The sequence below is a fragment of the Pseudomonas salmasensis genome (assembly GCF_014268375.2).
Classification (GTDB): Bacteria; Pseudomonadota; Gammaproteobacteria; order Pseudomonadales; family Pseudomonadaceae; genus Aquipseudomonas; species Aquipseudomonas salmasensis.
This window is the reverse complement of the sequence record NZ_CP077083.1, coordinates 970875-992785: the sequence shown is the minus strand read 5'-3', so window position 1 is coordinate 992785 and position 21911 is coordinate 970875. Positions and strand designations below refer to the sequence as shown.

At 61.0% G+C, this 21911-nt stretch carries 20 protein-coding genes; 14 read left to right on the top strand and 6 right to left on the bottom strand.

The features are described from left to right. Positions 1-1818, bottom strand: coding sequence for a sigma-54-dependent Fis family transcriptional regulator (locus HU731_RS04035; RefSeq protein WP_186608014.1), 1818 nt, complete (start codon positions 1816-1818; stop codon positions 1-3). A 350-nt stretch (positions 1819-2168) separates the two neighbouring features. Between HU731_RS04035 and HU731_RS04030 the strand changes: the two genes are divergently transcribed. The 10 genes from HU731_RS04030 (at position 2169) to HU731_RS03985 (ending at position 13305) form a co-directional block, all read left to right on the top strand. After that, positions 2169-3263: an ABC transporter ATP-binding protein gene (locus HU731_RS04030; RefSeq protein WP_032896727.1), complete on the top strand. Its 1095-nt coding sequence runs from the start codon at positions 2169-2171 to the stop codon at positions 3261-3263. After that, the gene (locus HU731_RS04025; protein ID WP_186608015.1) at positions 3263-4360 is read left to right on the top strand and encodes an ABC transporter ATP-binding protein; all 1098 of its coding nucleotides are present in this window, start codon (positions 3263-3265) and stop codon (positions 4358-4360) included. The genes HU731_RS04030 and HU731_RS04025 overlap by 1 nt, the downstream gene beginning before the upstream one ends. Next, positions 4357-5223 carry a carbohydrate ABC transporter permease gene (locus HU731_RS04020; RefSeq protein ID WP_005789024.1) on the top strand — a complete coding sequence of 289 codons (867 nt, stop codon included), beginning with the start codon at positions 4357-4359 and terminating at the stop codon, positions 5221-5223. Before HU731_RS04025 ends, HU731_RS04020 begins: the two co-directional genes overlap by 4 nt. A 10-nt stretch (positions 5224-5233) precedes the next feature. Then, a complete protein-coding gene (locus tag HU731_RS04015; protein WP_003232361.1) occupies positions 5234-6034 on the top strand; it encodes a carbohydrate ABC transporter permease in 801 nt (266 codons plus the stop codon). A gap of 11 nt (positions 6035-6045) precedes the next feature. Beyond that, positions 6046-6318 carry a DUF2160 domain-containing protein gene (locus HU731_RS04010; protein ID WP_014718862.1) on the top strand — a complete coding sequence of 91 codons (273 nt, stop codon included), beginning with the start codon at positions 6046-6048 and terminating at the stop codon, positions 6316-6318. A gap of 162 nt (positions 6319-6480) precedes the next feature. Next, the gene (locus HU731_RS04005; protein WP_003192009.1) at positions 6481-8223 is read left to right on the top strand and encodes an ABC transporter substrate-binding protein; all 1743 of its coding nucleotides are present in this window, start codon (positions 6481-6483) and stop codon (positions 8221-8223) included. A 293-nt stretch (positions 8224-8516) separates the two neighbouring features. Then, positions 8517-9896, top strand: a complete 1380-nt coding sequence (locus HU731_RS04000) for an iron-containing redox enzyme family protein (RefSeq protein ID WP_186608016.1) — start codon at positions 8517-8519, stop codon at positions 9894-9896. An 11-nt stretch (positions 9897-9907) separates the two neighbouring features. Continuing rightward, positions 9908-10852, top strand: a complete 945-nt coding sequence (locus tag HU731_RS03995) for a methyltransferase (RefSeq protein ID WP_186608017.1) — start codon at positions 9908-9910, stop codon at positions 10850-10852. Positions 10853-10858: 6 nt separating this feature from the next. Continuing rightward, positions 10859-11977 (top strand): carboxylate-amine ligase, encoded by a 1119-nt coding sequence (locus HU731_RS03990; protein ID WP_186608050.1) that lies wholly within the window; start codon positions 10859-10861, stop codon positions 11975-11977. Between the two features lie 83 nt (positions 11978-12060). Then, entirely contained in the window at positions 12061-13305 is a 1245-nt protein-coding gene (locus HU731_RS03985; protein WP_137204451.1) for a zinc-dependent alcohol dehydrogenase, read from the top strand. A 742-nt stretch (positions 13306-14047) separates the two neighbouring features. On the opposite strand, the gene HU731_RS03980 is transcribed toward HU731_RS03985, so the two are convergent. Together HU731_RS03980 and HU731_RS03975 are read right to left on the bottom strand one after the other, a co-directional pair. After that, positions 14048-14479, bottom strand: a complete 432-nt coding sequence (locus tag HU731_RS03980; protein ID WP_186608018.1) for a hypothetical protein — start codon at positions 14477-14479, stop codon at positions 14048-14050. A 93-nt stretch (positions 14480-14572) separates the two neighbouring features. Then, the gene (locus HU731_RS03975) at positions 14573-15361 is read right to left on the bottom strand and encodes an AraC family transcriptional regulator (protein WP_120249073.1); all 789 of its coding nucleotides are present in this window, start codon (positions 15359-15361) and stop codon (positions 14573-14575) included. Positions 15362-15446: 85 nt separating this feature from the next. Between HU731_RS03975 and HU731_RS03970 the strand changes: the two genes are divergently transcribed. From HU731_RS03970 to HU731_RS03955, 4 genes are all read left to right on the top strand, one after another. Then, the gene (locus tag HU731_RS03970; RefSeq protein ID WP_186608019.1) at positions 15447-16445 is read left to right on the top strand and encodes a bile acid:sodium symporter family protein; all 999 of its coding nucleotides are present in this window, start codon (positions 15447-15449) and stop codon (positions 16443-16445) included. Between the two features lie 87 nt (positions 16446-16532). Continuing rightward, positions 16533-16895, top strand: coding sequence for a type 1 fimbrial protein (locus tag HU731_RS03965; RefSeq protein ID WP_186608020.1), 363 nt, complete (start codon positions 16533-16535; stop codon positions 16893-16895). Positions 16896-17007: 112 nt separating this feature from the next. After that, positions 17008-18195, top strand: coding sequence for a sugar transporter (locus tag HU731_RS03960; protein ID WP_054917142.1), 1188 nt, complete (start codon positions 17008-17010; stop codon positions 18193-18195). Between the two features lie 22 nt (positions 18196-18217). Continuing rightward, a complete protein-coding gene (locus HU731_RS03955; protein WP_186608021.1) occupies positions 18218-18778 on the top strand; it encodes a hypothetical protein in 561 nt (186 codons plus the stop codon). 64 nt (positions 18779-18842) lie between these two features. Here the strand turns inward: HU731_RS03955 and HU731_RS03950 are convergent, their stop codons facing one another. The 3 genes from HU731_RS03950 to HU731_RS03940 all read right to left on the bottom strand — a co-directional run bounded on the left by HU731_RS03950 (position 18843) and on the right by HU731_RS03940 (position 21771). After that, on the bottom strand, positions 18843-19100 hold the full coding sequence (locus HU731_RS03950) for a hypothetical protein (protein WP_186608051.1): 258 nt from the start codon (positions 19098-19100) through the stop codon (positions 18843-18845). Between the two features lie 365 nt (positions 19101-19465). Beyond that, on the bottom strand, positions 19466-20665 hold the full coding sequence (locus HU731_RS03945; RefSeq protein WP_186608022.1) for an NAD(P)/FAD-dependent oxidoreductase: 1200 nt from the start codon (positions 20663-20665) through the stop codon (positions 19466-19468). A 110-nt stretch (positions 20666-20775) separates the two neighbouring features. Continuing rightward, a complete protein-coding gene (locus HU731_RS03940; RefSeq protein WP_186608023.1) occupies positions 20776-21771 on the bottom strand; it encodes a GlxA family transcriptional regulator in 996 nt (331 codons plus the stop codon). Positions 21772-21911 lie beyond the last annotated feature (140 nt).

The following is a 21911-nucleotide window of genomic DNA, read 5'->3' as shown; positions in this document are numbered from 1 at the left end:
TCAGCCTTCGTGCTGGCGCAGGCGCTTGTACAGGGTGTTGCGACTCACCCCCAGCTCCCGCGCCAGGTGGGAAATATTCCCGCCCACGGCTTCCAGGCGCTGGTTCAGGTCAAGGCGTTCATCCAGGTGTTCGGGTTTGGACTGCGGCACTGTCGCTTGCAAATCCACAAAAAAATCATCGGGCAGATGCTCTGCGCGGATCGGCTGCTCTTCGGCCATTGCCAACGCCACCTGCAACACACTGCTCACCTGGCGTAAATTCCCTGGCCACGGGTGTTGCTCGAATAACTTCAGCACCTCGGCACTCAGCCCGGCCCATTGCGTCGGCTCGCGGTGTTGCTGCCACAGTTGCTGGAACAGCGCCTGCTTGTCGGTACGCTCGCGCAATGGCGGCAGCTCCAGCGTCAAGCCGCCGATGCGGTAGTACAAGTCCTCGCGAAAGCGCCCGGCCTGCACCAGTTCGCGCAAGGCGCGGTTGGTCGCCGAGATGATGCGCAAATCCACCGGGAACACCTCGCTGCTGCCCACCGGCTGCACGCAGCGTTCTTGCAGCACCCGTAACAGGCGGGCCTGGGTCGGCAGCGGCATATCGCCGATCTCGTCGAGAAACAGCGTGCCCTTGTCGGCCTTGCGGATCAGGCCGATGCTGCCTTTCTGGTTGGCGCCGGTGAAGGCGCCTTTTTCGTAGCCGAACAGTTCCGATTCCACCAGCTCTGCGGGGATCGCCGCACAGTTCACCGCGATCAACGCCTGTCGACTGCGGGAACTGGCCTGGTGCAGGGCTTTGACGAATACCTCTTTGCCCACGCCGGTCTCGCCGTGAATCAACAACGGAATGTCTTTTTCCAGCAGGCGCTCGGCCTGGCGCACGGCTTTTTCCACGCGCACATCGCCAAAATGCAGGGTCTGGAGGTTGATCGAGGTCGGTGCTGGCGGCGACGGTTGGCTGAACACCCGCGCCTGCACCGGCATCTGCTTGGGCCGCTTCAACAGGCACTGGAACCGATTGCGTCCCGCCGCTTGCAAGGCAAAGGGCAGCCCTTCCGGCTGGTTGAGCAACTCCAGCAGCGACACTTTGAACAGGCTGTCGATCATCACCCGCGACAGGCTGATGCCCAGCAGGTTATCCGCACGCCGGTTGGCCGACAGCACCTGGCCGCTTTCATCAAAGATCAGCAGGCCGGCCCATTGGCTGTCGAGGTTGCTCAGGCCGGTGTTGAAGGTCAGTTGGAAGTGTTCGCCGCGAAACAGGTTGAGGATCAGCCGGTTTTCCACGGTCTGGCTCATCATCTTGACCATGCCCAGGGTGTGGGAGGGCGGTAGGTAACTGTCGCTGGACACGTCCAGCACCGCGATGATTTCGCGCTGGGCGTCGAAAATCGGCGCCGCGGAGCCGGTCATGAAGCGGTTGGCCTTGAGGAAGTGCTCATCGTGTTCAATATGCACGGCCTGGGCGCAGGCCAGCGCGGTGCCGATGGCGTTGGTGCCGCTGGCGCGTTCCATCCAACTGGCGCCGGGGCTGAAGCCACGGGCCAGCGTGGGTTCGATAAACCGCTGGGTACCCCACGAGGTCAGCACCTGGCCCTGATTGTCGGCCAGCATGATCAGGCAATTGGAATTGCTGAGGATGTTTTCGTAGTAGGGCAACACTTCCTGGTGGGTGGTCTGTACCAGGGAATGCTGGCTTTCCAAAAGTTGGCGAATGCCCTCGGCGGGCAGTTGGTCAAAGCTGGGGGCGCTCTGGTGATCCAGGCCGTAGGCGCGGCAACGGCGCCAGGATTCCTGGATAAGGGTGTCGTGGGTCAAGGGTTCGGCCATCGTGCGACCTTCTTTATTATTGTTGTCGGGTCTTACGCCATCTAACGTCAGACATCGAACAATGTGGGAGCGGGCTTGCCCGCGATGGCAATGGGTCAGGCACAGCATCTACAAACTGATGCACCGCCATCGCGGGCAAGCCCGCTCCCACATTTGATCTTCGTCGCGCATAAAGTGTTGTTCACAACTGTTCATTGTCAACCCCGGCAGTGTTCAGTTGTTCAGCCAGATTGTTCACTCCTGAACATCAGGGTTCACCCATTTCCTTACACATCAAGCGCTTGCAGTTTTGGCACGAAACTCGCTCTGACAACGGACCAGATTCATTCCAATAATAAAAAGGTCGTGTCATGTCATTGACCCTGGAACATGTCTCCCGTGTTGTCGACGGCCAAACCTGGATCGACGACGCCAACCTGCGGTTCGAAGCCGGTTCTTTCAACGTCCTGCTCGGCCGCACCCTGTCCGGCAAGACCAGCCTGATGCGCCTGATGGCCGGCCTGGACAAGCCCGACAGCGGCCGCATCCTGATGAACGGCGTGGATGTCACGCAAAAGCCGGTGCGCCTGCGCAATGTGTCGATGGTCTACCAGCAGTTCATCAACTACCCGACCATGACCGTGTTCGAGAACATCGCCTCGCCGTTGCGTCAGGCCGGTGTGTCCAATGAGGTGATCCAGAGCAAGGTGCTGGAAACCGCCAAGATGCTGCGCATCGAGAAATTCCTGCAGCGCCACCCCCTGGAGCTGTCCGGTGGGCAGCAGCAACGCACCGCCATGGCCCGCGCCCTGGTGAAAGACGCCGAACTGATTCTGTTCGATGAACCGCTGGTCAACCTGGACTATAAACTACGCGAAGAGCTGCGCCAGGAAATGCGCGAACTGTTCAAGGCGCGCCACACCATCGCCATTTATGCCACCACCGAGCCCAACGAAGCCCTGGCCTTGGGTGGCACCACCACCATTCTTCACGAGGGGCGGGTGATCCAGAGTGGCAAGGCCGCCGAGGTCTATCACCAGCCGCAAACTGTGCTCGCCGCTGAGTTGTTCTCCGAGCCGCCGATCAACCTGATGCCAGGGCGCATCAGCGGCAACGAAGTGAGCTTCGCCAATTTCGTGCATTTCCCACTCAACGTTGACCTGCGCCCCATCGGCGAAGGCGAGTTCCGCTTTGGCGTGCGCCCCAGCCATATCAGCCTGGTGCCCAGCAACGATGATGACCTGGAGCTGGCGGTGACCGTGGAAGTCGCCGAAATCAGTGGCTCGGAAACCTTCCTGCATGTGCGCAGTGAGCACTTCCTGTTGGTGCTGCACCTGCCGGGGGTGCATGAATACGATGTCGACGCGCCGATCCGCGTGTATATCCCCACCCATAAACTGTTTGTGTTCGATGGTCAGGGCCGCTTGGTCCAGGCCCCCGGGCGCCGTGTCGCGAGGGTTGCCTGATGGCCGAGATCCATTTGCGCAACCTGGCCCATAGCTACAGCCCTACGCCCACAGGGCCAGAAGACTACGCCATTCGGGAAATGAACCATGTATGGGAGCAGGGCGGTGCCTACGCCTTGCTCGGGCCATCAGGCTGCGGCAAGTCCACACTGCTCAATATCATTTCCGGGCTGCTCAGCCCGTCCGAAGGCCAGGTGCTGTTCGATACCCAAGTGGTCAACGAGCTCACCCCGGAGAAACGCAATATCGCCCAGGTGTTCCAGTTCCCGGTGGTGTACGACACCATGACGGTGTTCGACAACCTGGCGTTCCCGCTACGCAACCAGGGCATGGCCGAAGCGAAAATTCACAGCAAGGTGCAGGAGATCGCCGAAGTCCTCGACCTGCAAAACCTGCTGAGCAAAAAAGCCCGCAACCTTACCGCCGACGAAAAACAGAAAGTCTCCATGGGCCGTGGCCTGGTACGCGATGACGTGTCGGCCATTCTGTTCGATGAGCCGCTGACGGTGATCGACCCGCACCTGAAGTGGAAACTGCGGCGCAAGCTCAAGCAGATTCACGAGCAGTTCAATATCACCATGGTCTACGTCACCCACGATCAACTGGAAGCCTCCACCTTCGCCGACAAGATCGCGGTGATGTACGGCGGGCAAATCGTGCAGTTCGGGACGCCGCGTGAATTGTTCGAGCGGCCCAGCCACACCTTCGTCGGTTATTTCATCGGTAGCCCTGGGATGAATCTGATCGAGGTGCAGGCCAAGGCTGGCGGTGTAGGGTTCGCCAATACCCTGTTGCCGCTGTCCGAAGCGTTGCAGCAACGTCTCAACACCACCGACTACAAAAAGCTCCAGGTCGGCATTCGTCCGGAATTTATCCACGTGTGGGACGAGTACAACCCTGACGCCCTGCAAGCCGACGTCGTCCATGTGGAAGATCTTGGCACCTACAAAATCATGACCCTCAACCTCGACGGCGCCACGCTCAAGGTGCGCCTGGCCGAGGACAAGCCGGTGCCGGAAGGCAAGGCCTCCATCAGCTTTCCCGCGCAATGGCTGATGCTCTACGCCGACGATTACCTGCTGGAGGTGGCGCCATGAACAAGGTGCAGAACAACAAGGCCTGGTGGCTGGTGTTGCCGGTGTTCCTGCTGGTGGCGTTCAGTGCGGTGATCCCGATGATGACCGTGGTCAACTATTCGGTGCAGGATATTTTCGATCAGTCCAGCCGCTATTTCGTCGGGGCCGACTGGTACAAGCAGGTGCTGCTCGACCCGCGCCTGCACGATTCGTTGCTGCGCCAGTTCATCTACTCGGCCTGCGTGTTATTGATCGAGATCCCGTTGGGCATCGCCATCGCGCTGACCATGCCCACCAAGGGCCGTTGGTCCTCGCTGGTGCTGATCATCCTCGCCATTCCGTTGCTGATTCCGTGGAACGTGGTCGGCACTATCTGGCAGATTTTTGGCCGTGCCGACATCGGCCTGCTGGGCTCGACCCTCAATGCTATGGGCATCAGCTACAACTACGCGGCCAATACCATGGACGCCTGGGTCACCGTGTTGGTGATGGATGTGTGGCACTGGACCTCATTGGTCGCGCTGCTGTGCTACTCCGGCTTGCGCGCGATTCCGGACGTGTACTACCAAGCTGCGCGAATTGATCGTGCATCGGCCTGGGCGGTGTTCCGACATATCCAGTTGCCGAAGATGAAAAGCGTGCTGCTGATCGCAGTGATGCTGCGCTTCATGGACAGCTTCATGATCTACACCGAACCCTTCGTGCTGACTGGCGGCGGACCGGGTAACGCCACCACCTTCCTGAGTCAGACGCTTACCCAGATGGCCGTCGGCCAATTCGACCTGGGCCCGGCGGCGGCGTTTTCCCTGGTGTACTTCCTGATCATCCTGTTGGTGTCCTGGCTGTTCTACACCGCCATGACCCATTCCGACGCCAACCGCTGAGGCCGCCAACATGAGCAAGCGCAAGCTGATTCCGTTACTGATCTATATCCTGTTCCTGCTGGTGCCGATCTACTGGCTGCTGAACATGTCCTTCAAGAGCAACACCGAAATCCTCGGCGGCCTGACCCTGTTTCCGCAGGATTTCACCCTGGCCAATTACAAGGTGATTTTCACCGACCCAAGCTGGTACACCGGTTACCTCAACTCGCTGTACTACGTGAGCCTGAACACGGTGATCTCCCTGAGCGTGGCGCTGCCGGCGGCCTATGCGTTCTCGCGCTACCGCTTCCTGGGTGACAAGCACCTGTTCTTCTGGCTGCTCACCAACCGTATGGCGCCGCCGGCAGTGTTCCTGCTGCCGTTTTTCCAGCTGTATTCATCCATTGGCCTGTTCGATACGCACATCGCCGTGGCCTTGGCCCATTGCCTGTTCAACGTGCCGTTGGCGGTATGGATCCTGGAAGGCTTCATGTCCGGTGTACCCAAGGAAATCGACGAAACCGCCTACATCGACGGCTATAGTTTTCCCAAGTTTTTCGTGAAGATTTTTATCCCGCTGATTGGCTCCGGTATCGGCGTTACGGCGTTTTTCTGCTTTATGTTTTCCTGGGTCGAGCTGCTGCTGGCGCGCACGCTGACCTCGGTCAACGCCAAGCCCATCGCAGCGGTGATGACCCGTACGGTGTCGGCTTCCGGCATTGATTGGGGCGTGCTGGCGGCGGCGGGGGTGTTGACCATCCTGCCGGGCATGCTGGTGATCTGGTTTGTTCGCAACCACGTGGCCAAGGGCTTTGCCCTGGGCCGGGTCTAGAGGAGTCGATGATGGAATGGATGGCCTGGACCACCCCCACAGCGCTGTTCTTTGGCGGTATTGCCCTGATTCTGGCGGGCATGACCACTTGGGAATTGCGTTCGCCGAGTATCCCGCGGCGCGGTTTGCTGCCGATCAGCACCACCCGTGGCGATCGCTTGTTTATCGGTCTGCTCGGCAGCGCCTACCTGCATTTGCTGGTCATTGGCGTTACCGACTGGAGCATCTGGGTGGCGTCCGCGCTCTCCCTGGTATGGCTGTTGAGTGTGATGCGTTGGGGCTAGCTGTGCGCAACCCTGTAGGAGCGAGCTTGCTCGCGAAAATCGTCAACGATAACGCAGTGCTCCTGGTAGCCCGCGGTGTCTTTGCGTTCTTCGCGAGCAAGCTCGCTCCTACAAGGGAGGTGATTGCCGATAGCCCCGTTTGAAATTAACCTGGAGGTCTCTATGTTGAATAAAAACAATAAGCTGCGACATAGCATTTCATTGGCCGCCGTACTGGCCCTCAGTGGTTTGAGCGCTTCGGCCTGGGCCGATGCGTATGAAGATGCCGCTAAAAAATGGATCGGCAGCGAGTTCAAACCCTCGACCCTTACCGAAGCCCAACAGCTGGAGGAGTTGAAGTGGTTTATCAAGGCGTCGGAGCCGTTCCGTGGGATGAAGATCAACGTGGTGTCGGAAACCCTCACCACCCACGAGTACGAATCCAAGGTGCTGGCCAAGGCCTTCAGTGAAATCACCGGCATCAAGCTGACCCACGACCTGCTGCAGGAAGGCGACGTGGTGGAGAAGCTGCAAACTCAGATGCAATCCGACAAGAACATCTATGACGGCTGGGTCAACGATTCCGACTTGATCGGTACGCACTTTCGCTATGGCAAGACCGAATCCATCACCGACCTGATGGCCAACGAGGGCAAGGACTTCACCTCGCCCACTCTGGACCTCAAGGACTTTATCGGCCTGTCGTTCACCACCGCGCCGGACGGCAAGATCTACCAGTTGCCCGACCAGCAGTTCGCCAACCTCTACTGGTTCCGCGCCGACTGGTTCGAGCGGCCGGAGCTGAAGGCCAAGTTCAAGGAGAAATACGGCTACGACCTGGGCGTGCCGGTGAACTGGTCGGCGTATGAAGACATCGCCAAGTTCTTCAGCGAAGACGTCAAGGAAATCGACGGCAAGCGCATTTATGGGCACATGGACTACGGCAAGAAAGACCCGTCCCTGGGCTGGCGTTTCACCGATGCCTGGTTCTCCATGGCCGGCGGCGGCGACAAGGGCTTGCCCAACGGCTTGCCGGTGGACGAGTGGGGCATTCGTGTGGAGGACTGCCACCCGGTGGGCTCCAGCGTCACCCGTGGCGGCGACACCAACGGCCCGGCAGCCGTATTCGCCACGCAGAAATACGTGGACTGGATGAAAGCCTACGCGCCACCGGAAGCGGCGGGCATGACCTTCTCCGAATCCGGCCCGGTGCCGTCCCAGGGCAACATCGCCCAGCAGATCTTCTGGTACACCGCGTTTACCGCCGACATGGTCAAGCCGGGCTTGCCGGTGGTGAATGCCGACGGTACGCCGAAATGGCGCATGGCGCCTTCGCCGGTCGGGCCGTACTGGGAAAAAGGCATGAAGAAGGGCTATCAGGACGTAGGCTCCTGGACCTTCCTTAAGTCCACCCCCGAAAAGCAGAAGCTCGCGGCCTGGCTCTACGCGCAGTTCGTGACCTCCAAAACCGTGTCGCTGAAGAAAACCATCGTTGGCCTGACGCCGATTCGTGAGTCTGATATCAACTCTCAGGCCATGACCGACATGGCGCCCAAACTCGGCGGGCTGGTGGAGTTCTACCGCAGCCCGGCCCGCACCGAGTGGTCCCCGACGGGCACCAACGTGCCGGACTACCCGCGCCTGGCGCAACTGTGGTGGAGCAACATCGCCGCAGCGGCCAGCGGCGAGAAAACCCCGCAACAGGCGCTGGACAACCTAGCCAAGGAGCAGGACGCGATCATGACGCGCCTGGAACGCTCCAAGGTGCAACCGGTGTGCGGCCCGAAAATGAACCCCGAGCGTGACGCGCAATACTGGTTCGACCAGCCGGGCGCGCCGAAGCCGAAACTGGCCAACGAGAAGCCGAAGGGCGAAACCGTAAACTACAACGACCTGCTCAAGCAGTGGGAGGCGGCGCGTAAGTAACAGCGCCATCTCAAACCCTGTAGGAGCGAGCTTGCTCGCGAAAAACGTCAACGATAACGCGTGCTTCCTGAATAAACGCGGCGTCTGTGAGTTCTTCGCGAGCAAGCTCGCTTCTACAGATATTTTGGTTTTGTGAGCACCTACAAACGACCGCTTATCCCTCCCAACCCAACCCCGTTTGAATTTTCTGCACCCCCCGAGGTTCTGCATTTTAGAAGCGCGCGATTGTGAGCGCTCTTGCGGGGCCACCTTGTGGGAGGCCCGTTGTAACGGACTTTGCGGAAACTGCCATCATGACACTCCTTACAGCGCTGTCAGGCCAGCCGGCCTCTCTCACCGATTCGGCTCAGGGCCGCCATCAACGGGTGTACCAACAACTGCACGGCGAAACCCAAGATGCCGCTGAATTGGCGCGTGAATACCTGCACGATCAATTGGCCCTGGTAGAGGCAACCGATTGCGACTTGCCAGAGGCGCCCGAACAGCTGCTGGCCTGGGTCGAGCAGCGCTGCGCCGAGGTGGCCCAGGCCTATGCCGACTATCTGGAACAGCGCCGAAACGGTGGGCCACGGCGGTATTTCCAGAACAAGGCCCATGCGTTGTATTTCCTGCAGTGCGTGGCACCCACCAAACAGGTCGACGGTGCCTGGCTCTACGGCTTGCTGCGCTATTGGCAAGACCAGCGCTTCGACGGCCTGCTCACCACTTACCTGGAAGAATTGGGCGACGGTGAAGCCGCCCAGAACCATGTAGTGATCTACCGCAAGTTGCTCAGCGAGCACGATGCCGACAGCGAAGCCGGCCTTGAGGATGACCATTACCTGCAAGGCGCGCTGCAACTGGCGCTGGGTGTGTGTGCCGACGAGTTCCTGCCGGAGGTCATTGGCTTCAACCTGGGTTATGAGCAACTGCCGCTGCACCTGTTGATCACCGCCTATGAACTCAGTGAGTTGGGTATCGACCCTTATTACTTCACGCTGCACGTCACCATCGACAACGCCAGCAGTGGCCACGCCTGCAAGGCCGCACAATCGGTGCTGAACCTGTTGCCGCTGGGTGAGGGCAGGTCAGACTTCTATCGCCGGGTGGCCGCAGGCTACCGTCTGAATGATCTGGGCCTGGGTACCACGTCTGTCATCAAACAGTTCAACCTGCAGGACCAAGTGGTGGCGATGCTCGAACGCAAGCGCGCCTTCGGCCAGCACATGCATTCGGACTATTGCCGCTTCGAAGGCCAGACCGTCAACCAATGGCTGGCCCAGCCTGGGCAGATCGGCGCGTTCCTCAAGGCCCTGGAAGACAAAGGCTGGATCCAGCACAACCAGGACCCCGCCAACAGCCGCTTCTGGCAATTGATCGAGGGCGCTGGCGCCGCGATGTTTGGGGTGTTCAGCGGTTATGAAAAACAACTGATCCATGACTGGATCGCCGGTGAATGGGTTGCCAGCGAACGCGTGCCGCCTGTACGGCCGGGACGCGGCAGCCGGTTTTCCCGCGAGCAGCATCGACCCGCAGACCCGGATACCCAGGCCCTGGCGGAGTCGTTGTGCAACTTGCCCGATGTGCAACAGCTCAATGCGTTGATCCCCTGGCTGTCGGCACGCCGTCACTGCACGCCCGCCGGGCTGTATGCCACTCGCCGCTTTATCCAACTGCGTGCGCGCCTGCGCTAAGGAATGTGCCTATGTCTGCGCAACAACTGGCTGATCGTGCCTTGTTGAACCTGGGCCGGGGGTTGAAGGAGGGCGGTTATCGCTTTATCACACCGACGCCCTTGACCCATGAGCGTGTCTATCGGCGGCTGGCGACGCCCCTGGCAATGACGCTGCGCGATGTGTTCGGGTGGTCGATGCCGTTCGATCAAGGCCTGTTGCCCGAGGCCTTGCGTGAGGAGTTGCAGCAAGCGGATGTGATCGAAAAACACGGCGCGTTATGGCGCAGTGCGGTGCGTTGGTCGAGCCTCGATGATCTGTTGTTCGCTCATTCGCCTTATCCCACCGACCAAGCGGACGCGGTGTTTTTCGGCCCCGACAGCTACCGCTTTGCCCAGGTAATCGAAGGCTACTTGCAACAGCGTTTCGAGCCCCTCAAGCGCGCCGTGGACATCGGCTGTGGCGCTGGCGTCGGCGCGCTGGTGATTGCTAAAGCCCGGCATGACGCCCAGGTGCTGGCGGTGGATATCAACCCCCGTGCCCTGCGCATGACGGCGGTAAATGCCGAGCTGGCCGGGTTGAATAACCTCAGCGTGTATCACAGTGATGTGCTGGCCAGTGTGGAGGGCGAATTCGACCTGATCGTCGCCAACCCGCCGTACATGAAAGATGACCGCCAGCGCGCCTATCGCCATGGCGGTGGCGCCCTCGGGGAGCAGTTGTCGCTGCGCATCGTCAGTGAGTCTATCGGGCGCCTGGCCCTGGGCGGTAGCCTGCTGCTGTATACCGGGGTGGCGATGGTGGCCGGCAGCGACCCCTTTCTGGAGGCGGTCAAGCCACTGCTGGGCAGCGACGCCTACGGCTGGACCTACCGCGAACTGGACCCGGACGTTTTCGGTGAAGAACTGGAAAAGCCAGGCTATGAGCAGGTGGAGCGCATTGCCGTGGTCGCGCTGACCGTCACCCGACTGCGCTGAATGTCGATGCTCACCTTTGGTATTGAAGAGGAATACTTCATCACCGACCTGCACAGCCGCCAGATGGTGTGCGAGCCCTCGGCGGCAGTGCTGGCGGCCTGCCGCGAAGCGATTGGCGCGGGCTTCTCCTATGAGATGTTCCAGGGGCAGATCGAGGCGGCCTCGCCGGTGTTTACCTCCAGCGCCGAAGCGGCGGATTATTTCTCGACTGTGCGCGGCAACCTGGCGCAATCCCTGGCCGAATTCGGCCTCGGTGTGGTGTGCGCCGGCAGCCACCCTCTGGCCGATTGGCGTGGGCAACGGCCGACCGATCAGGCGCATTTCCGGCAACTGTTTGACGATATTCAATACGTAGCGCGGCGCAGTGTGTTGTGCGGGCTGCACGTGCACGTGCAGGTGCCGCAAACGCTGGACCGTATCGCGGTGATGAACCAGGTGTCGCCGTGGTTGCCGTTGTTGCTGCTGCTCAGTTGCTCGTCCCCCTTCTGGGACGGCGCGCCCAGCGGCTTTATGAGCTACCGCCAGGCCGCGTGCGACGAGTGGCCCCGCATGGGCGTGCCGGAACACTTCAGCGACTGGGCCGAGTACCAGCGCTACCTGGCCCTGTTGCAGCGCATCGGCGCGATCAAGGCCGATGGCAATGGCTGGTGGGGCATCCGCCCGGCGGCGCGTTACCCCACCCTGGAACTGCGCATGACCGACGCCTGCCCACGGCTGACGGACGCCTTGGCTCTCGCCACGTTGTTTCGAGTGATGGTCACCCATGCCTGCGCGATGCAGCGCCCTGGCGCCGGTTTCAGTGCCGAGGCGCGCTGGCTGCTCAAGGAGAATCGCTGGCAGGCCAAGCGGTATGGGGCCGCTGGTACCTTTGCATTGGACGACACCGGCACCTTGGGCAGCGCTGGGCAATGGCTGCAATACGCCCGACAAACCTTTGCCGCTACCGCAGAGGCCATGGGCGAGCCGCTGTTGTTCGATACCTTGGATGCCTTGCTGCAACGCGGCAACAGCGCGACCGAACAGTTGCGCTGGCACGCCCAGGCCCAGGCCAGCGGCGCCGATGCGCTTGCCAGCGTGCGCCAGGTAGTCGACCTGCTGTTGGCCCAGACTCGCGGCGACCATTGATCGGGTGTCGCTCTACGTCGAAGGAACACTGAGGGGCTGCTCTGTCCTTAATTAGTAACCCCTCAACGGCAGGAGTGCAGAGCATGCGAGCGATGACTTACCAGGGCGCACACAAGGTGCAGGTGGATACCGTGCCCGATCCGATCATTGAACAACCCGACGACATCATTCTGCGGGTCACCGCCACCGCGATCTGCGGTTCGGACCTGCACCTGTATCGCGGCAAGATCCCGACCGTGGAGCATGGCGATATCTTCGGCCATGAGTTCATGGGCATCGTCGAAGAAACCGGCCCGGCCGTCACCGCCGTGCAAGCTGGCGACCGTGTGGTGATTCCGTTTGTGATTGCCTGTGGCGATTGCTTTTTCTGCCAGCTCCAGCAATTCGCCGCCTGTGAAACCACCAACGATGGGCGCGGTGCGATCCTGAATAAAAAAGCCATTCCACCGGGGGCCGCGCTGTTCGGCTACAGCCGTCTGTATGGCGGTATTCCCGGCGGCCAGGCGGAGTGGGTGCGAGTGCCCAAGGCCAACACCGGGCCGTTCAAGGTGCCCGGCACCTTGGCGGATGAGAAGGTGCTGTTCCTCTCCGATATCCTGCCCACCGCTTGGCAGGCAGTGACCAATGCCGGCATTGGCAAAGGCTCTAGTGTGGCGATTTATGGCGCCGGGCCGGTGGGCCTGCTCAGTGCGGCGTGCGCGCAGATGCTAGGCGCCGAGCAGATCTTCATGGTCGACGACCATCCGTATCGTTTGGCCTATGCGCAGAAAATGTACGGCGTGATCCCGATCAACTTCGAAGAAGACGAGGACCCGGCTGACACCATCATCCGCCAGACCGCCGGCATGCGCGGTGTCGACGGCGTGGTGGATGCGGTAGGTTTCGAGGCCAAGGGCAGCACCACGGAAACCCTGCTCACTGCCCTGAAGATCGAGGGCAGCAGCGGCAAGGCCCTGCGCCAGTGCATCGCCGCCGTGCGCCGTGGCGGCGTGGTCAGCGTCGCCGGGGTGTATGCCGGGTTTATCCATGGCTTCATGTTTGGCGATGCCTTCGACAAGGGTCTGACCTTCAAGATGGGCCAGACCCATGTGCAGCGGTTCTTACCGGAGTTGTTGGAGCATATCGAGCTGGGGCATCTGCACCCGGAGGCGATCATCACTCACAGGCTGCCCCTGGAGCAGGCGGCGCGGGGGTATGAGCTGTTTGATAAAGCCGAGGAGGAATGCCGCAAGGTGATCCTGCTGCCGGGTGGGAACGACCGGCCGCTGACCGAACCGCTGGACGAACTGACCCCTGAGTTGCGCGTACAAGGCGTTCCCGGTTTCTAAGCCGATACCCGGGAAAATAGGGGAGCTGGCTGCCTGCGATAGCGGTGGTTCAGTTGAATATTCAGTGACGGACACGCCGCCTTCGCGGGCAAGCCCGCTCCCACAGGGGATTTGTGCCGGGCGCTGATTTTGTGGGCAATGCATGACCAGTGTGGGAGCTGGCTTGCCTGCGATGGCGGCCTCCCAGCCGACACCTATCTACCTGACACCCCACAATCCAACTGTGGGAGCGGGCTTGCTCGCGAAGGCGGCCTGACAGGCGACACAGTTGTATTGTGTACATATCCATTGCTGCGATAACGGCCACTTAGGGTTCCGCCTGACGGCGGGTCACTTTGGAAAAGAGCCCCAAAGTAACCAAAGGGCTCTTGCCCCACCACTCGGCACCTCGCTTAGGCTCGGTGTGCCCGTAATCCGCCAGTGATTTGGGGGGCCGCCGCCACGCGCCATCCATGGCGCGGGGCGGCTAAACCGGCATCCCTGCCGGTTTACCCCCCAAATCCCTGTCGAATTCCGGCCAGCGTGGTTTGACGGGGCGCCTAAGATCAAAAGCAGATCAAGATCAAGAGCGGCTCGCTTCGCATCGTGGTTACCGACTGCGCCTACAGCCTACAGAGTTGTATGTTGCGATAACGGTGTGGCAGTCACTGCATCTGTTACTGCGCTACCGCTTTCGCAGGCAAGCCAGCTCCCACATGGTTCTTCTTTGCTTCGAGAATGGTGTTTCTCACATTAGCCGGTGTCAGGCTGCGGCCTGCGGCTGGATGCGCAGTTCGCCGTCGACATCCTTGACCAACCCACTGGCTACAAACAGCGGCGCCAGGCGTTTGTGCAGCTGTGGCTCGACAAACTCCTTCACTGTATCCAGCGCCAACACACCACTGAGCGGCAGCTCGGCCTTGGTGTACGACAACCAGGCCTTCTTCAACGCCATCAACACATCACTGCCCGCCGTCGAAGCGAAGCGGCGGTGCACGGGCTTACCCTCGAAGGTAAAGGTGTGTTGGAACTCATAGCCGCTTTCATCACCACCGCTGGCCGTGCAGCGCACGCAGGTGCAAGGGCCGTCGCCGAAGGCGCTGCGCAGGTAGGCGTTGAAGTCCACCACGGGCTTGAGTGACAGGCGCTTATCAACCTCGAACAGGTCCCCGGTCATTTTTTCGTCAGTGTTCAACGTCCATTTCCTCGCAGTCGGTTGCTGTGTTTCAAAGCGCGGCACAATACCAGCCGAGCGTGGGTTTGGGGATTATTTGCATCTTGGGGAGGGTCAGCGGAAGAATTCACCGGGGGTGGAATCAAACTGCTGACGAAACGCATTGATAAACGCTGAGGTCGACTCATAGCCACACCCCAATGCCACATCCGTCACCCGCTCGCCTTGTTCCAGGGCGGGTAGGGCGCTCAACAGGCGCAGGCGCTGGCGCCATGCGCGGAATGTCAGCCCGGTGTCACTCAGGAACACCCGGCTGAGGGTCTTTTCGCTGACCCCCAGCTTGCGGCTCCAATCGCCCAAGGTGGTCTGCTGCTCGGGGTGCAGGTTGAGGCTGCGGTAGATCTGCCGCAACCGTGGGTCGTGAGGCAGCGGCAACATCAAATCCACCTGGGGCGCGGCGGCGAGCTGGTCGAGCAGCACCTGGGCCAGGCGTCCGTCCGGCCCGTCCTCGGTATATTCCACCGGCAATTGGCTGAAGTTGCGGATCAACTCGCGCAACAAACTGCTCACCTCCAGCACCTGGCAACGCTCGGCGGCCCAGGCGGTGACGCTGCAATCAAGATACAAACTGCGCATTTCCGTATGGGGCGAACTGAACACCCGATGGGGCATGCCGGCCGGGATCCACACCGCGCGCTGGGGTGGCGCGACGAAACGGCCGACGCTGGTCTGGATCTCCAATACCCCGGAAATCGCGTAGGACAACTGCACCCACGGGTGGCTGTGGCGTCGCGTCAGCGCACGGTTGGGCAAGGATTCAGTGCGCCCGTACACCGGCCGTGGCAGGCTGGAAAGCCCAGGGACACTGCGGCGCACGGCTTTTTCATGTCCTTTAGGCGGCATTTACTGGCTCATTGGCGTTAGTCGGTAACAGGTGGTTACGTTAGAGTCGTCGCGACGCTCTTGGCAACCCCTGGAAGAATTGCTTATGACCCGGCCCCGGTTTCTGCCCGACAACTTCACCCTCACCCTGATTGCCACGGTGATCCTCGCCTCACTGCTGCCCGCCAGCGGCCAGACCGCCGTGGCGTTCGGCTGGGTCACCAACCTGGCCATCGCGCTGCTGTTTTTCCTGCACGGCGCCAAGCTGTCGCGCAAAGCCATCGTCGCCGGTGCCGGCCACTGGCGCCTGCATCTGCTGGTGTTCAGCCTGACCTTCGTGCTGTTCCCGCTGCTGGGCCTGGCGCTCAAGCCGCTGCTGTCGCCGTTGATCGGCGACGAGCTGTACATGGGCATGCTCTACCTCTGCGCCTTGCCGGCCACCGTGCAATCGGCGATTGCCTTTACCTCCCTGGCCCGCGGCAATATCCCGGCGGCCATCTGCAGCGCCGCGGCGTCCAGCCTGTTCGGCATCTTCCTGACACCGCTGCTGGTAGCGCTGCTGCTCAACGTGCACGGGGATGGCGGCTCCACAGTCGACGCGATTGTCAAAATCAGCGTGCAGTTGTTGTTGCCGTTCATCGCCGGGCAGATCGCCAGTCGCTGGATTGGGGGCTGGGTTGGGCGTAATAAAGCCTGGCTGAAATTCGTCGACCAGGGCTCGATTCTGCTGGTGGTCTACGGAGCTTTCAGCGAGGCGGTCAACGAAGGCATCTGGCACCAGATCCCACTGTGGGAATTGGGCGGGTTGGTGGTGGCCTGCTGCGTATTGCTGGCCCTGGTGCTGGTGGCATCCACGGTGCTGGGCAAGGCGTTTGGCTTTAACCAAGAGGACCGCATCACCATCTTGTTCTGTGGTTCGAAGAAAAGCCTGGCAACCGGTGTGCCGATGGCACAGGTGCTGTTTGCCGGGGCAAGCATGGGCGTGTTGATTTTGCCGTTGATGCTGTTTCACCAGATCCAGTTGATGGTCTGCGCGGCGCTGGCCCAACGCTATGCCCAGCGGCCGGAGAGCATTCCTGAGTTGATGGGGCAGGTGGATCCGTGATGCACCTCTCATTCGCGGGTAAATGAGCTCAAGTTAACCGGCGTGCCGACGACTTACTTCTTAACTAACCCAAGAAGGAGTGTCGGCATGAACGTTCATCGTGTAGCGGTAATGACTGGCCTCCTGGGCTTGTGGGCAAGTACCTGCGGCGCCGCACAAACCGTGGGGCAGGGCACCATCAGGTTCAGCGGCGCCATTGTCGAGTCAGGGTGTGCGACAAATGCGCGCAGCGGTTCGGTAATGGAACTGCGCGGCTGTGCCCAATCCAGTCGTGGTAGCCGCATCGAGGTGCGCAGTGTCGCGCCGGTGGCCAGTGTCGACGCACCCCATGTGCGGCTGGTGGCGGACAGCGGCGAGGGGCGCTATTACGATCAGCGTTACGTGTTGGTAGACCGCGCCGGCAAGCTCATCCAGTCAGGCAACTACATCATTACCATGACTTCGCCGTAGGCCTTCGGGCGACGATCCGCAGCAACAGCGGTGCGAGAAACCTATAGAATGCTCGGCGGCGGCGCTTGTCCTGGGTGGCCGCTTGATCATCGTCAGAGTATCGCGCCCGTCAATGAGCCTTTCAGCCGCAACCCCCCAAGCCAACTGGCAACCGGTCATCGCCCTCGCGCTGGCCGCGTTTGTGTTCAATACCACCGAATTCGTCCCCGTCGGGCTGCTCAGCGCCATCGGCGCCAGCTTTGACATGCCCGTGGCCAGCGTCGGCCTGATGCTCACCATTTATGCGTGGATCGTGTCGCTGACCTCGCTGCCGGTGATGCTGCTGACCCGCAACGTTGAACGGCGCAAATTGCTGATCGTGCTGTTCGGCCTGTTTATCGCCAGCCATATTCTTTCCAGCGTCGCCACCAGTTTCGGCTTGCTGATGGTCAGTCGGGTCGGCATTGCCCTGGCCCATGCGTTGTTCTGGTCGATCACGGCTTCGCTGGCTGTACGCCTGGCGCCAGAGGGCAAGCAGGTGCAGGCCCTTGGCTTGCTGGCCACCGGCACATCCCTGGCGATGGTGCTGGGCATTCCCTTGGGCCGCCTGTTGGGCGAGGCCATGGGTTGGCGCACTACCTTTTTGGTGATCGCCGCGTTCGCCGCCGCGCTGGTGTTCTGGCTGGCGCGCACCTTGCCGCTGCTGCCCAGCCAGAACTCCGGCTCCCTGCGCAGCCTGCCGCTGTTGTTCAAGCGTCCGGCGCTGGTGGCGCTGTACGTGCTGACGGCGATGACCGTCACCGCCCAATTCACCGCCTACAGCTACATCGAACCTTTCGTCGAAGGCGTCGCCGGCCTGGGCGGCAGTGCCGTGACCCTGATACTGTTGGTGTTCGGTGGTGCTGGCATCATCGGTTCGTTGTTGTTCAGCCTGGTGCATCGCTTCAACCCCCATCTGTTCGTGATCGGCGCGGTGTCTATCCTGGCCGCGTGCCTGGCGCTGATGCTGCCGTTGAGTGGCGCCGAGTCTTACTTGGTGGGGCTGAGCATTTTCTGGGGCATGGCGATCATGGGCTTTGGCCTGGCCATGCAGTCCAAGGTGCTGGTGCTGGCACCGGACGCCACCGATGTGGCCATGGCGATGTTTTCCGGGATCTACAACATCGGCATCGGCGGCGGCGCGTTGATGGGCAGTTGGGTGGGCAGCCACTTCGGCTTCGCCTGGATCGGCGCGGCGGGCGGTTTGCTGGCGGGGTTGGCGTTGGTGGGGTATTGCCTGGCGATTCGGCGGTTTGGGCAGGGTGTGCCGCTTAACAAATGAATTTCACAGGGATTGGTGATTGATGAAGTACTTGATCGTTGCATGTGTTCTGTTAGGGCTCAGTGGTTGCGTTACCAACCAGTTGCACTTCGCGGCGTACTCGACGGAGGCCGAGTTGGCGGCAATCAAAAGTAGTGTTGTACAGGCCGACATCGTGCAAGTGACTGGCGCTGAAAAGTGTACGCGCTGCAAGGAGTCGAGCAAGCTTGTTTGGCATGCTGCTAATTACAATGTCGGCCTTTACGAGGGGTTCGCCAACGTTCCTGTTGATGACTGGACCCAGTTCACCAAACGTGCGGTGGGCGTTTCTCCCTCTTCGACACTCAAAACCAGCGTCGAGATCGACAGAGTCTTCGTCAAGACTTGGAACTCTCCTGACTATTACGCCTGTGAGGTTAGCCTGACGGTGGATATCGCCGGCACGAAATATGCCGGGCATTCCCGGCTCAAGTTGAAGCAGGCGGGGCAAAGCTTGATAGGTGACAAGCTTGCTGCCCTTAACGCGCAGGTATTGGATACTGTAGGCATGACAGTTAAAGCAGCCTATATGAATGCTTTGACCAACTATCACAAGGTACGCTGAATAAATGCGGCTTTGCTGATTTGCTGAGTTTATAGAGGGCGACCGTAAGGTCGCCTGTTTTCGGTTACGACATCCTTGCCCTTAGCCTACGCCCGATCACATCCAGTAAATCGCAGCCGTCCCGCAATGGAATACTCAACAGCAACGCGAAGTCCTGCAGCACTATGGTATCGCTGCTGATTTCATCGCGAAGTGCCAGGTTTTCCAGAACTTGAGTGACTGCCCGAATACGAAAAACTGCTGCGTCATGCAAAGCATCAAGCGGCGCCTGAGTATCGATTAGCAGTGTAGGTATGGTGCAATCGGGGCCCGTTATGGGCATATACCGATCAGATGAGGTCATGGTTCTTGCTCCTATATCTAAGTGAGCCGTCACCTTCTGCCGCCAAGCAGAATTAGGGTGGCGGATTACGCAAGGTTGGCGGACCGGGGATATAGGACCCGGCACTTCCGAAGAAGTCCCTGCGCAACCCGCCATTGCACGAAATCACGGGCGCAAAAAAAGCGCCTGCAATCGTGTTGGGGGCGCCGTTGCGCCTATATCTGGTCGGACCGCCAAGTCCAATCGCAGCACTTGCTGCGAGTTGAAAGAGTAGCCTGCGCGATGCTCCATCGCAACCGGGAAGTGGATGACATCAAAAAATTGGATCGTTCACATCCTGTCATTGTAGTGAGCAACGCGAAGTTCTACGCCACCGGAATCAACGGATCCGCCGCCGCCAACGCCACCTTTCTATCCGCCGCCGGTGGGTAGATCCACACGCTATTGATCTGCTGTTTGAGGTCCTTGGCTTCCTGGCCCACCAGCTTAAGCTGACGGTCCCAGCCTTCGGTGTACACCGCGCCCCAGGCGCCGAGGTCGAGGCAGGTGACGTATTTGGGTTGGCTGTAGGCCATGGGGGCTACGCCGATCAGATCGGCGGCGACGTTGTTGCCGGCGTAGCGGCCCAGGGCGATGGCGTGCTGGCAGGACATGGCAGCGAAGTTGCCCAGCTCGTCTGTGGCGGCGTAGGCCACGTCGCCGGCGGCAAAGATGGCGGCCTGGCCCTTGACCTTGAGGGTGGCGTCCACGTGCAGGCGGCCCTGGGGATCGCGGGTGGCACTCACCTGTTCGGTCAGCGGGTTGGCACGAAAGCCGATGGTCCAGATCACGGTGCTTGATTCAATCCGCTGCCCATCCGCCAGGGTCACGCCACCGGCATCCACCGAGGCCACCGAGGTGTTCAGTACCCATTCAAGCCCCAGTGCCTGGCTAGCTTCGATGATCGAGGGGCGTATACCATCGCCCATCGACGCGGCAATCTGCGGCCCGCGGTCTACCACGATCACACGGATGTTGGCCGTTTCACCCAGTGCCGCACGCAGGCGCGCCGGCATTTCGGTGGCGGTCTCGATACCGGTAAAGCCGCCGCCGGCCACCACCACGGTATTGCGGGCCGGGCTGTCGGGCAGATTTTTGAGGGCCTTGATATGGGCCTCAAGGCGCGCGGCGTCTTCGATCTGATCCACATCGAACACATGCGCGATGCCGTCCATGTCTGGGCGGTTCAAGCGGCTGCCGGCAGCCACTACCAGGCGGTCGTAGGCGAGGGTGGCCGGGATGCCGGCCGCGTTGCGATAGGTCACTTGCTTATTAGGGGGGTCGATGCTGTCGGCGGCGCCTTGCACAAAGGTCACGCCCACAGCGTCGAACAGCGCATCAAGTGGGGCCAGCATGGTATGCACATCGGGCTCGTAGAACCGCGGGCGAATACGCAGCTCCGCTTGGGGGGCGAGCAGGCTGATGCGCACATCGTTGCGGTCGTGCTTGTCCAGCAGCCGAGCGGCGCTCAAGGCGCTCCACACGCCACCGAACCCGGCGCCAATGATCAGAATATGTTGTTTCATGGGTTGCTCCAGAGACCAGGTAAGCCGCAAGGCATTGCCGGATCACTGTAAAAGCAGCAGGGTCTGTCCGAAAGGACAGTTAACCCTGGATAACTGCCAGGTCAGTCGGCCTAGCGGGAAAAACGCTCGCGGTAGTCGCGCGGTGAGATGGCCAGATGGCGGTGGAAGGTGCAGCGCATGCGTTCTTCATCGCCAAACCCGCAAAGCCCGGCGATCTGCTCGATGCTGCGTTGGGAGTCTTCGAGCATGCGGCGCGCCGCTTCCATGCGAAACAGCTCGATGGCCTTGGCCGGGGTGCGACCGGTTTTCTGCTTGTAGACCCGGGCAAAGTTGCGTGGGCTCATATGGCTCTGCGCGGCCAAGCGTTCGACGCTGAGGTCGCTGTCGCGCAGGTTGTCGCTGATCCAGGCATGCAGCGCATCAAAGCCGGCGCTGTCGGCGGTTTGCGCTTGCAGCACCTGGCTGAACTGCGCCTGGCCACCGGGGCGCTTGAGGAACACCACCAGTTCGCGTGCCACTTGCAGCGCCACTTCGCGCCCGCAGTCGGCCTCCACCAGCGCGAGCGCCAGGTCGATCCCGGCGCTGACGCCCGCCGAGGTCCACACCTGGCCCTGCTGTACGAAGATCGCGTCCACGTCCACCTCGATGCTCGGGAAGCGTTGCTTGAGCAGCTCGCACATGGCCCAATGCGTTGCCGCGCGGCGCCCCTCCAGCAAGCCCGCCAGCGCCAGCAAAAAAGTGCCGCTGCACACCGAGGCGGTACGTCGCGCTTGGCCGGAGGCGTTGCGCAGCCAGTCCACCAGCGCAGTATTGTCCAGCATGGCTTGCTCAATGGCGGGCGCGCCGGGTACCACAAGAGTGTCGATGGTGGCTGGGTCCAACTGCGCCAAAGCCACAGTGTCGACGCTCAAGCCTTCGGCGGTTGGCATCAGCCCGCCCGTCAGGCTGGCGTTGTGCAGCACATAACCTTGCAAACCGCGCTCGGCCATGGCCTTGGTCGCGGCCCAGAACACCGTTTGCGCGCCGGTCAGGTCAAGCAGGCCCATGTGCGGGTAGGTCAGGAACACCAGAGTGCGGGGTTGGCCAAGCGAGGAGAGTGCGGTCATGCGCTGGTCAGTTGCTCAATTTGGCTCAAGGTGCTGAAGTTTGCGCCCATGACCACACTCAATTGCTCGGGTTGTTCAAGTTTGCCTGGCATGGTGGCGGTCTCCGGTGAGGGGGCTGGGCCCTGTTTTACCATGTCCCG

Excerpts from the sequence above, each read along its gene's own strand:
- HU731_RS04035 (WP_186608014.1), bottom strand. The coding sequence starts at position 1,818 with ATGGCCGAACCCTTGACCCACGACACCCTTATCCAGGAATCCTGGCGC.
- HU731_RS04030 (WP_032896727.1), top strand. The coding sequence starts at position 2,169 with ATGTCATTGACCCTGGAACATGTCTCCCGTGTTGTCGACGGCCAAACC.
- HU731_RS04025 (WP_186608015.1), top strand. The coding sequence starts at position 3,263 with ATGGCCGAGATCCATTTGCGCAACCTGGCCCATAGCTACAGCCCTACG.
- HU731_RS04020 (WP_005789024.1), top strand. The coding sequence starts at position 4,357 with ATGAACAAGGTGCAGAACAACAAGGCCTGGTGGCTGGTGTTGCCGGTG.
- HU731_RS04015 (WP_003232361.1), top strand. The coding sequence starts at position 5,234 with ATGAGCAAGCGCAAGCTGATTCCGTTACTGATCTATATCCTGTTCCTG.
- HU731_RS04010 (WP_014718862.1), top strand. The coding sequence starts at position 6,046 with ATGGAATGGATGGCCTGGACCACCCCCACAGCGCTGTTCTTTGGCGGT.
- HU731_RS04005 (WP_003192009.1), top strand. The coding sequence starts at position 6,481 with ATGTTGAATAAAAACAATAAGCTGCGACATAGCATTTCATTGGCCGCC.
- HU731_RS04000 (WP_186608016.1), top strand. The coding sequence starts at position 8,517 with ATGACACTCCTTACAGCGCTGTCAGGCCAGCCGGCCTCTCTCACCGAT.
- HU731_RS03995 (WP_186608017.1), top strand. The coding sequence starts at position 9,908 with ATGTCTGCGCAACAACTGGCTGATCGTGCCTTGTTGAACCTGGGCCGG.
- HU731_RS03990 (WP_186608050.1), top strand. The coding sequence starts at position 10,859 with ATGCTCACCTTTGGTATTGAAGAGGAATACTTCATCACCGACCTGCAC.
- HU731_RS03985 (WP_137204451.1), top strand. The coding sequence starts at position 12,061 with ATGCGAGCGATGACTTACCAGGGCGCACACAAGGTGCAGGTGGATACC.
- HU731_RS03975 (WP_120249073.1), bottom strand. The coding sequence starts at position 15,361 with ATGCCGCCTAAAGGACATGAAAAAGCCGTGCGCCGCAGTGTCCCTGGG.
- HU731_RS03970 (WP_186608019.1), top strand. The coding sequence starts at position 15,447 with ATGACCCGGCCCCGGTTTCTGCCCGACAACTTCACCCTCACCCTGATT.
- HU731_RS03965 (WP_186608020.1), top strand. The coding sequence starts at position 16,533 with ATGAACGTTCATCGTGTAGCGGTAATGACTGGCCTCCTGGGCTTGTGG.
- HU731_RS03960 (WP_054917142.1), top strand. The coding sequence starts at position 17,008 with ATGAGCCTTTCAGCCGCAACCCCCCAAGCCAACTGGCAACCGGTCATC.
- HU731_RS03955 (WP_186608021.1), top strand. The coding sequence starts at position 18,218 with ATGAAGTACTTGATCGTTGCATGTGTTCTGTTAGGGCTCAGTGGTTGC.
- HU731_RS03950 (WP_186608051.1), bottom strand. The coding sequence starts at position 19,100 with ATGCCCATAACGGGCCCCGATTGCACCATACCTACACTGCTAATCGAT.
- HU731_RS03945 (WP_186608022.1), bottom strand. The coding sequence starts at position 20,665 with ATGAAACAACATATTCTGATCATTGGCGCCGGGTTCGGTGGCGTGTGG.
- HU731_RS03940 (WP_186608023.1), bottom strand. The coding sequence starts at position 21,771 with ATGACCGCACTCTCCTCGCTTGGCCAACCCCGCACTCTGGTGTTCCTG.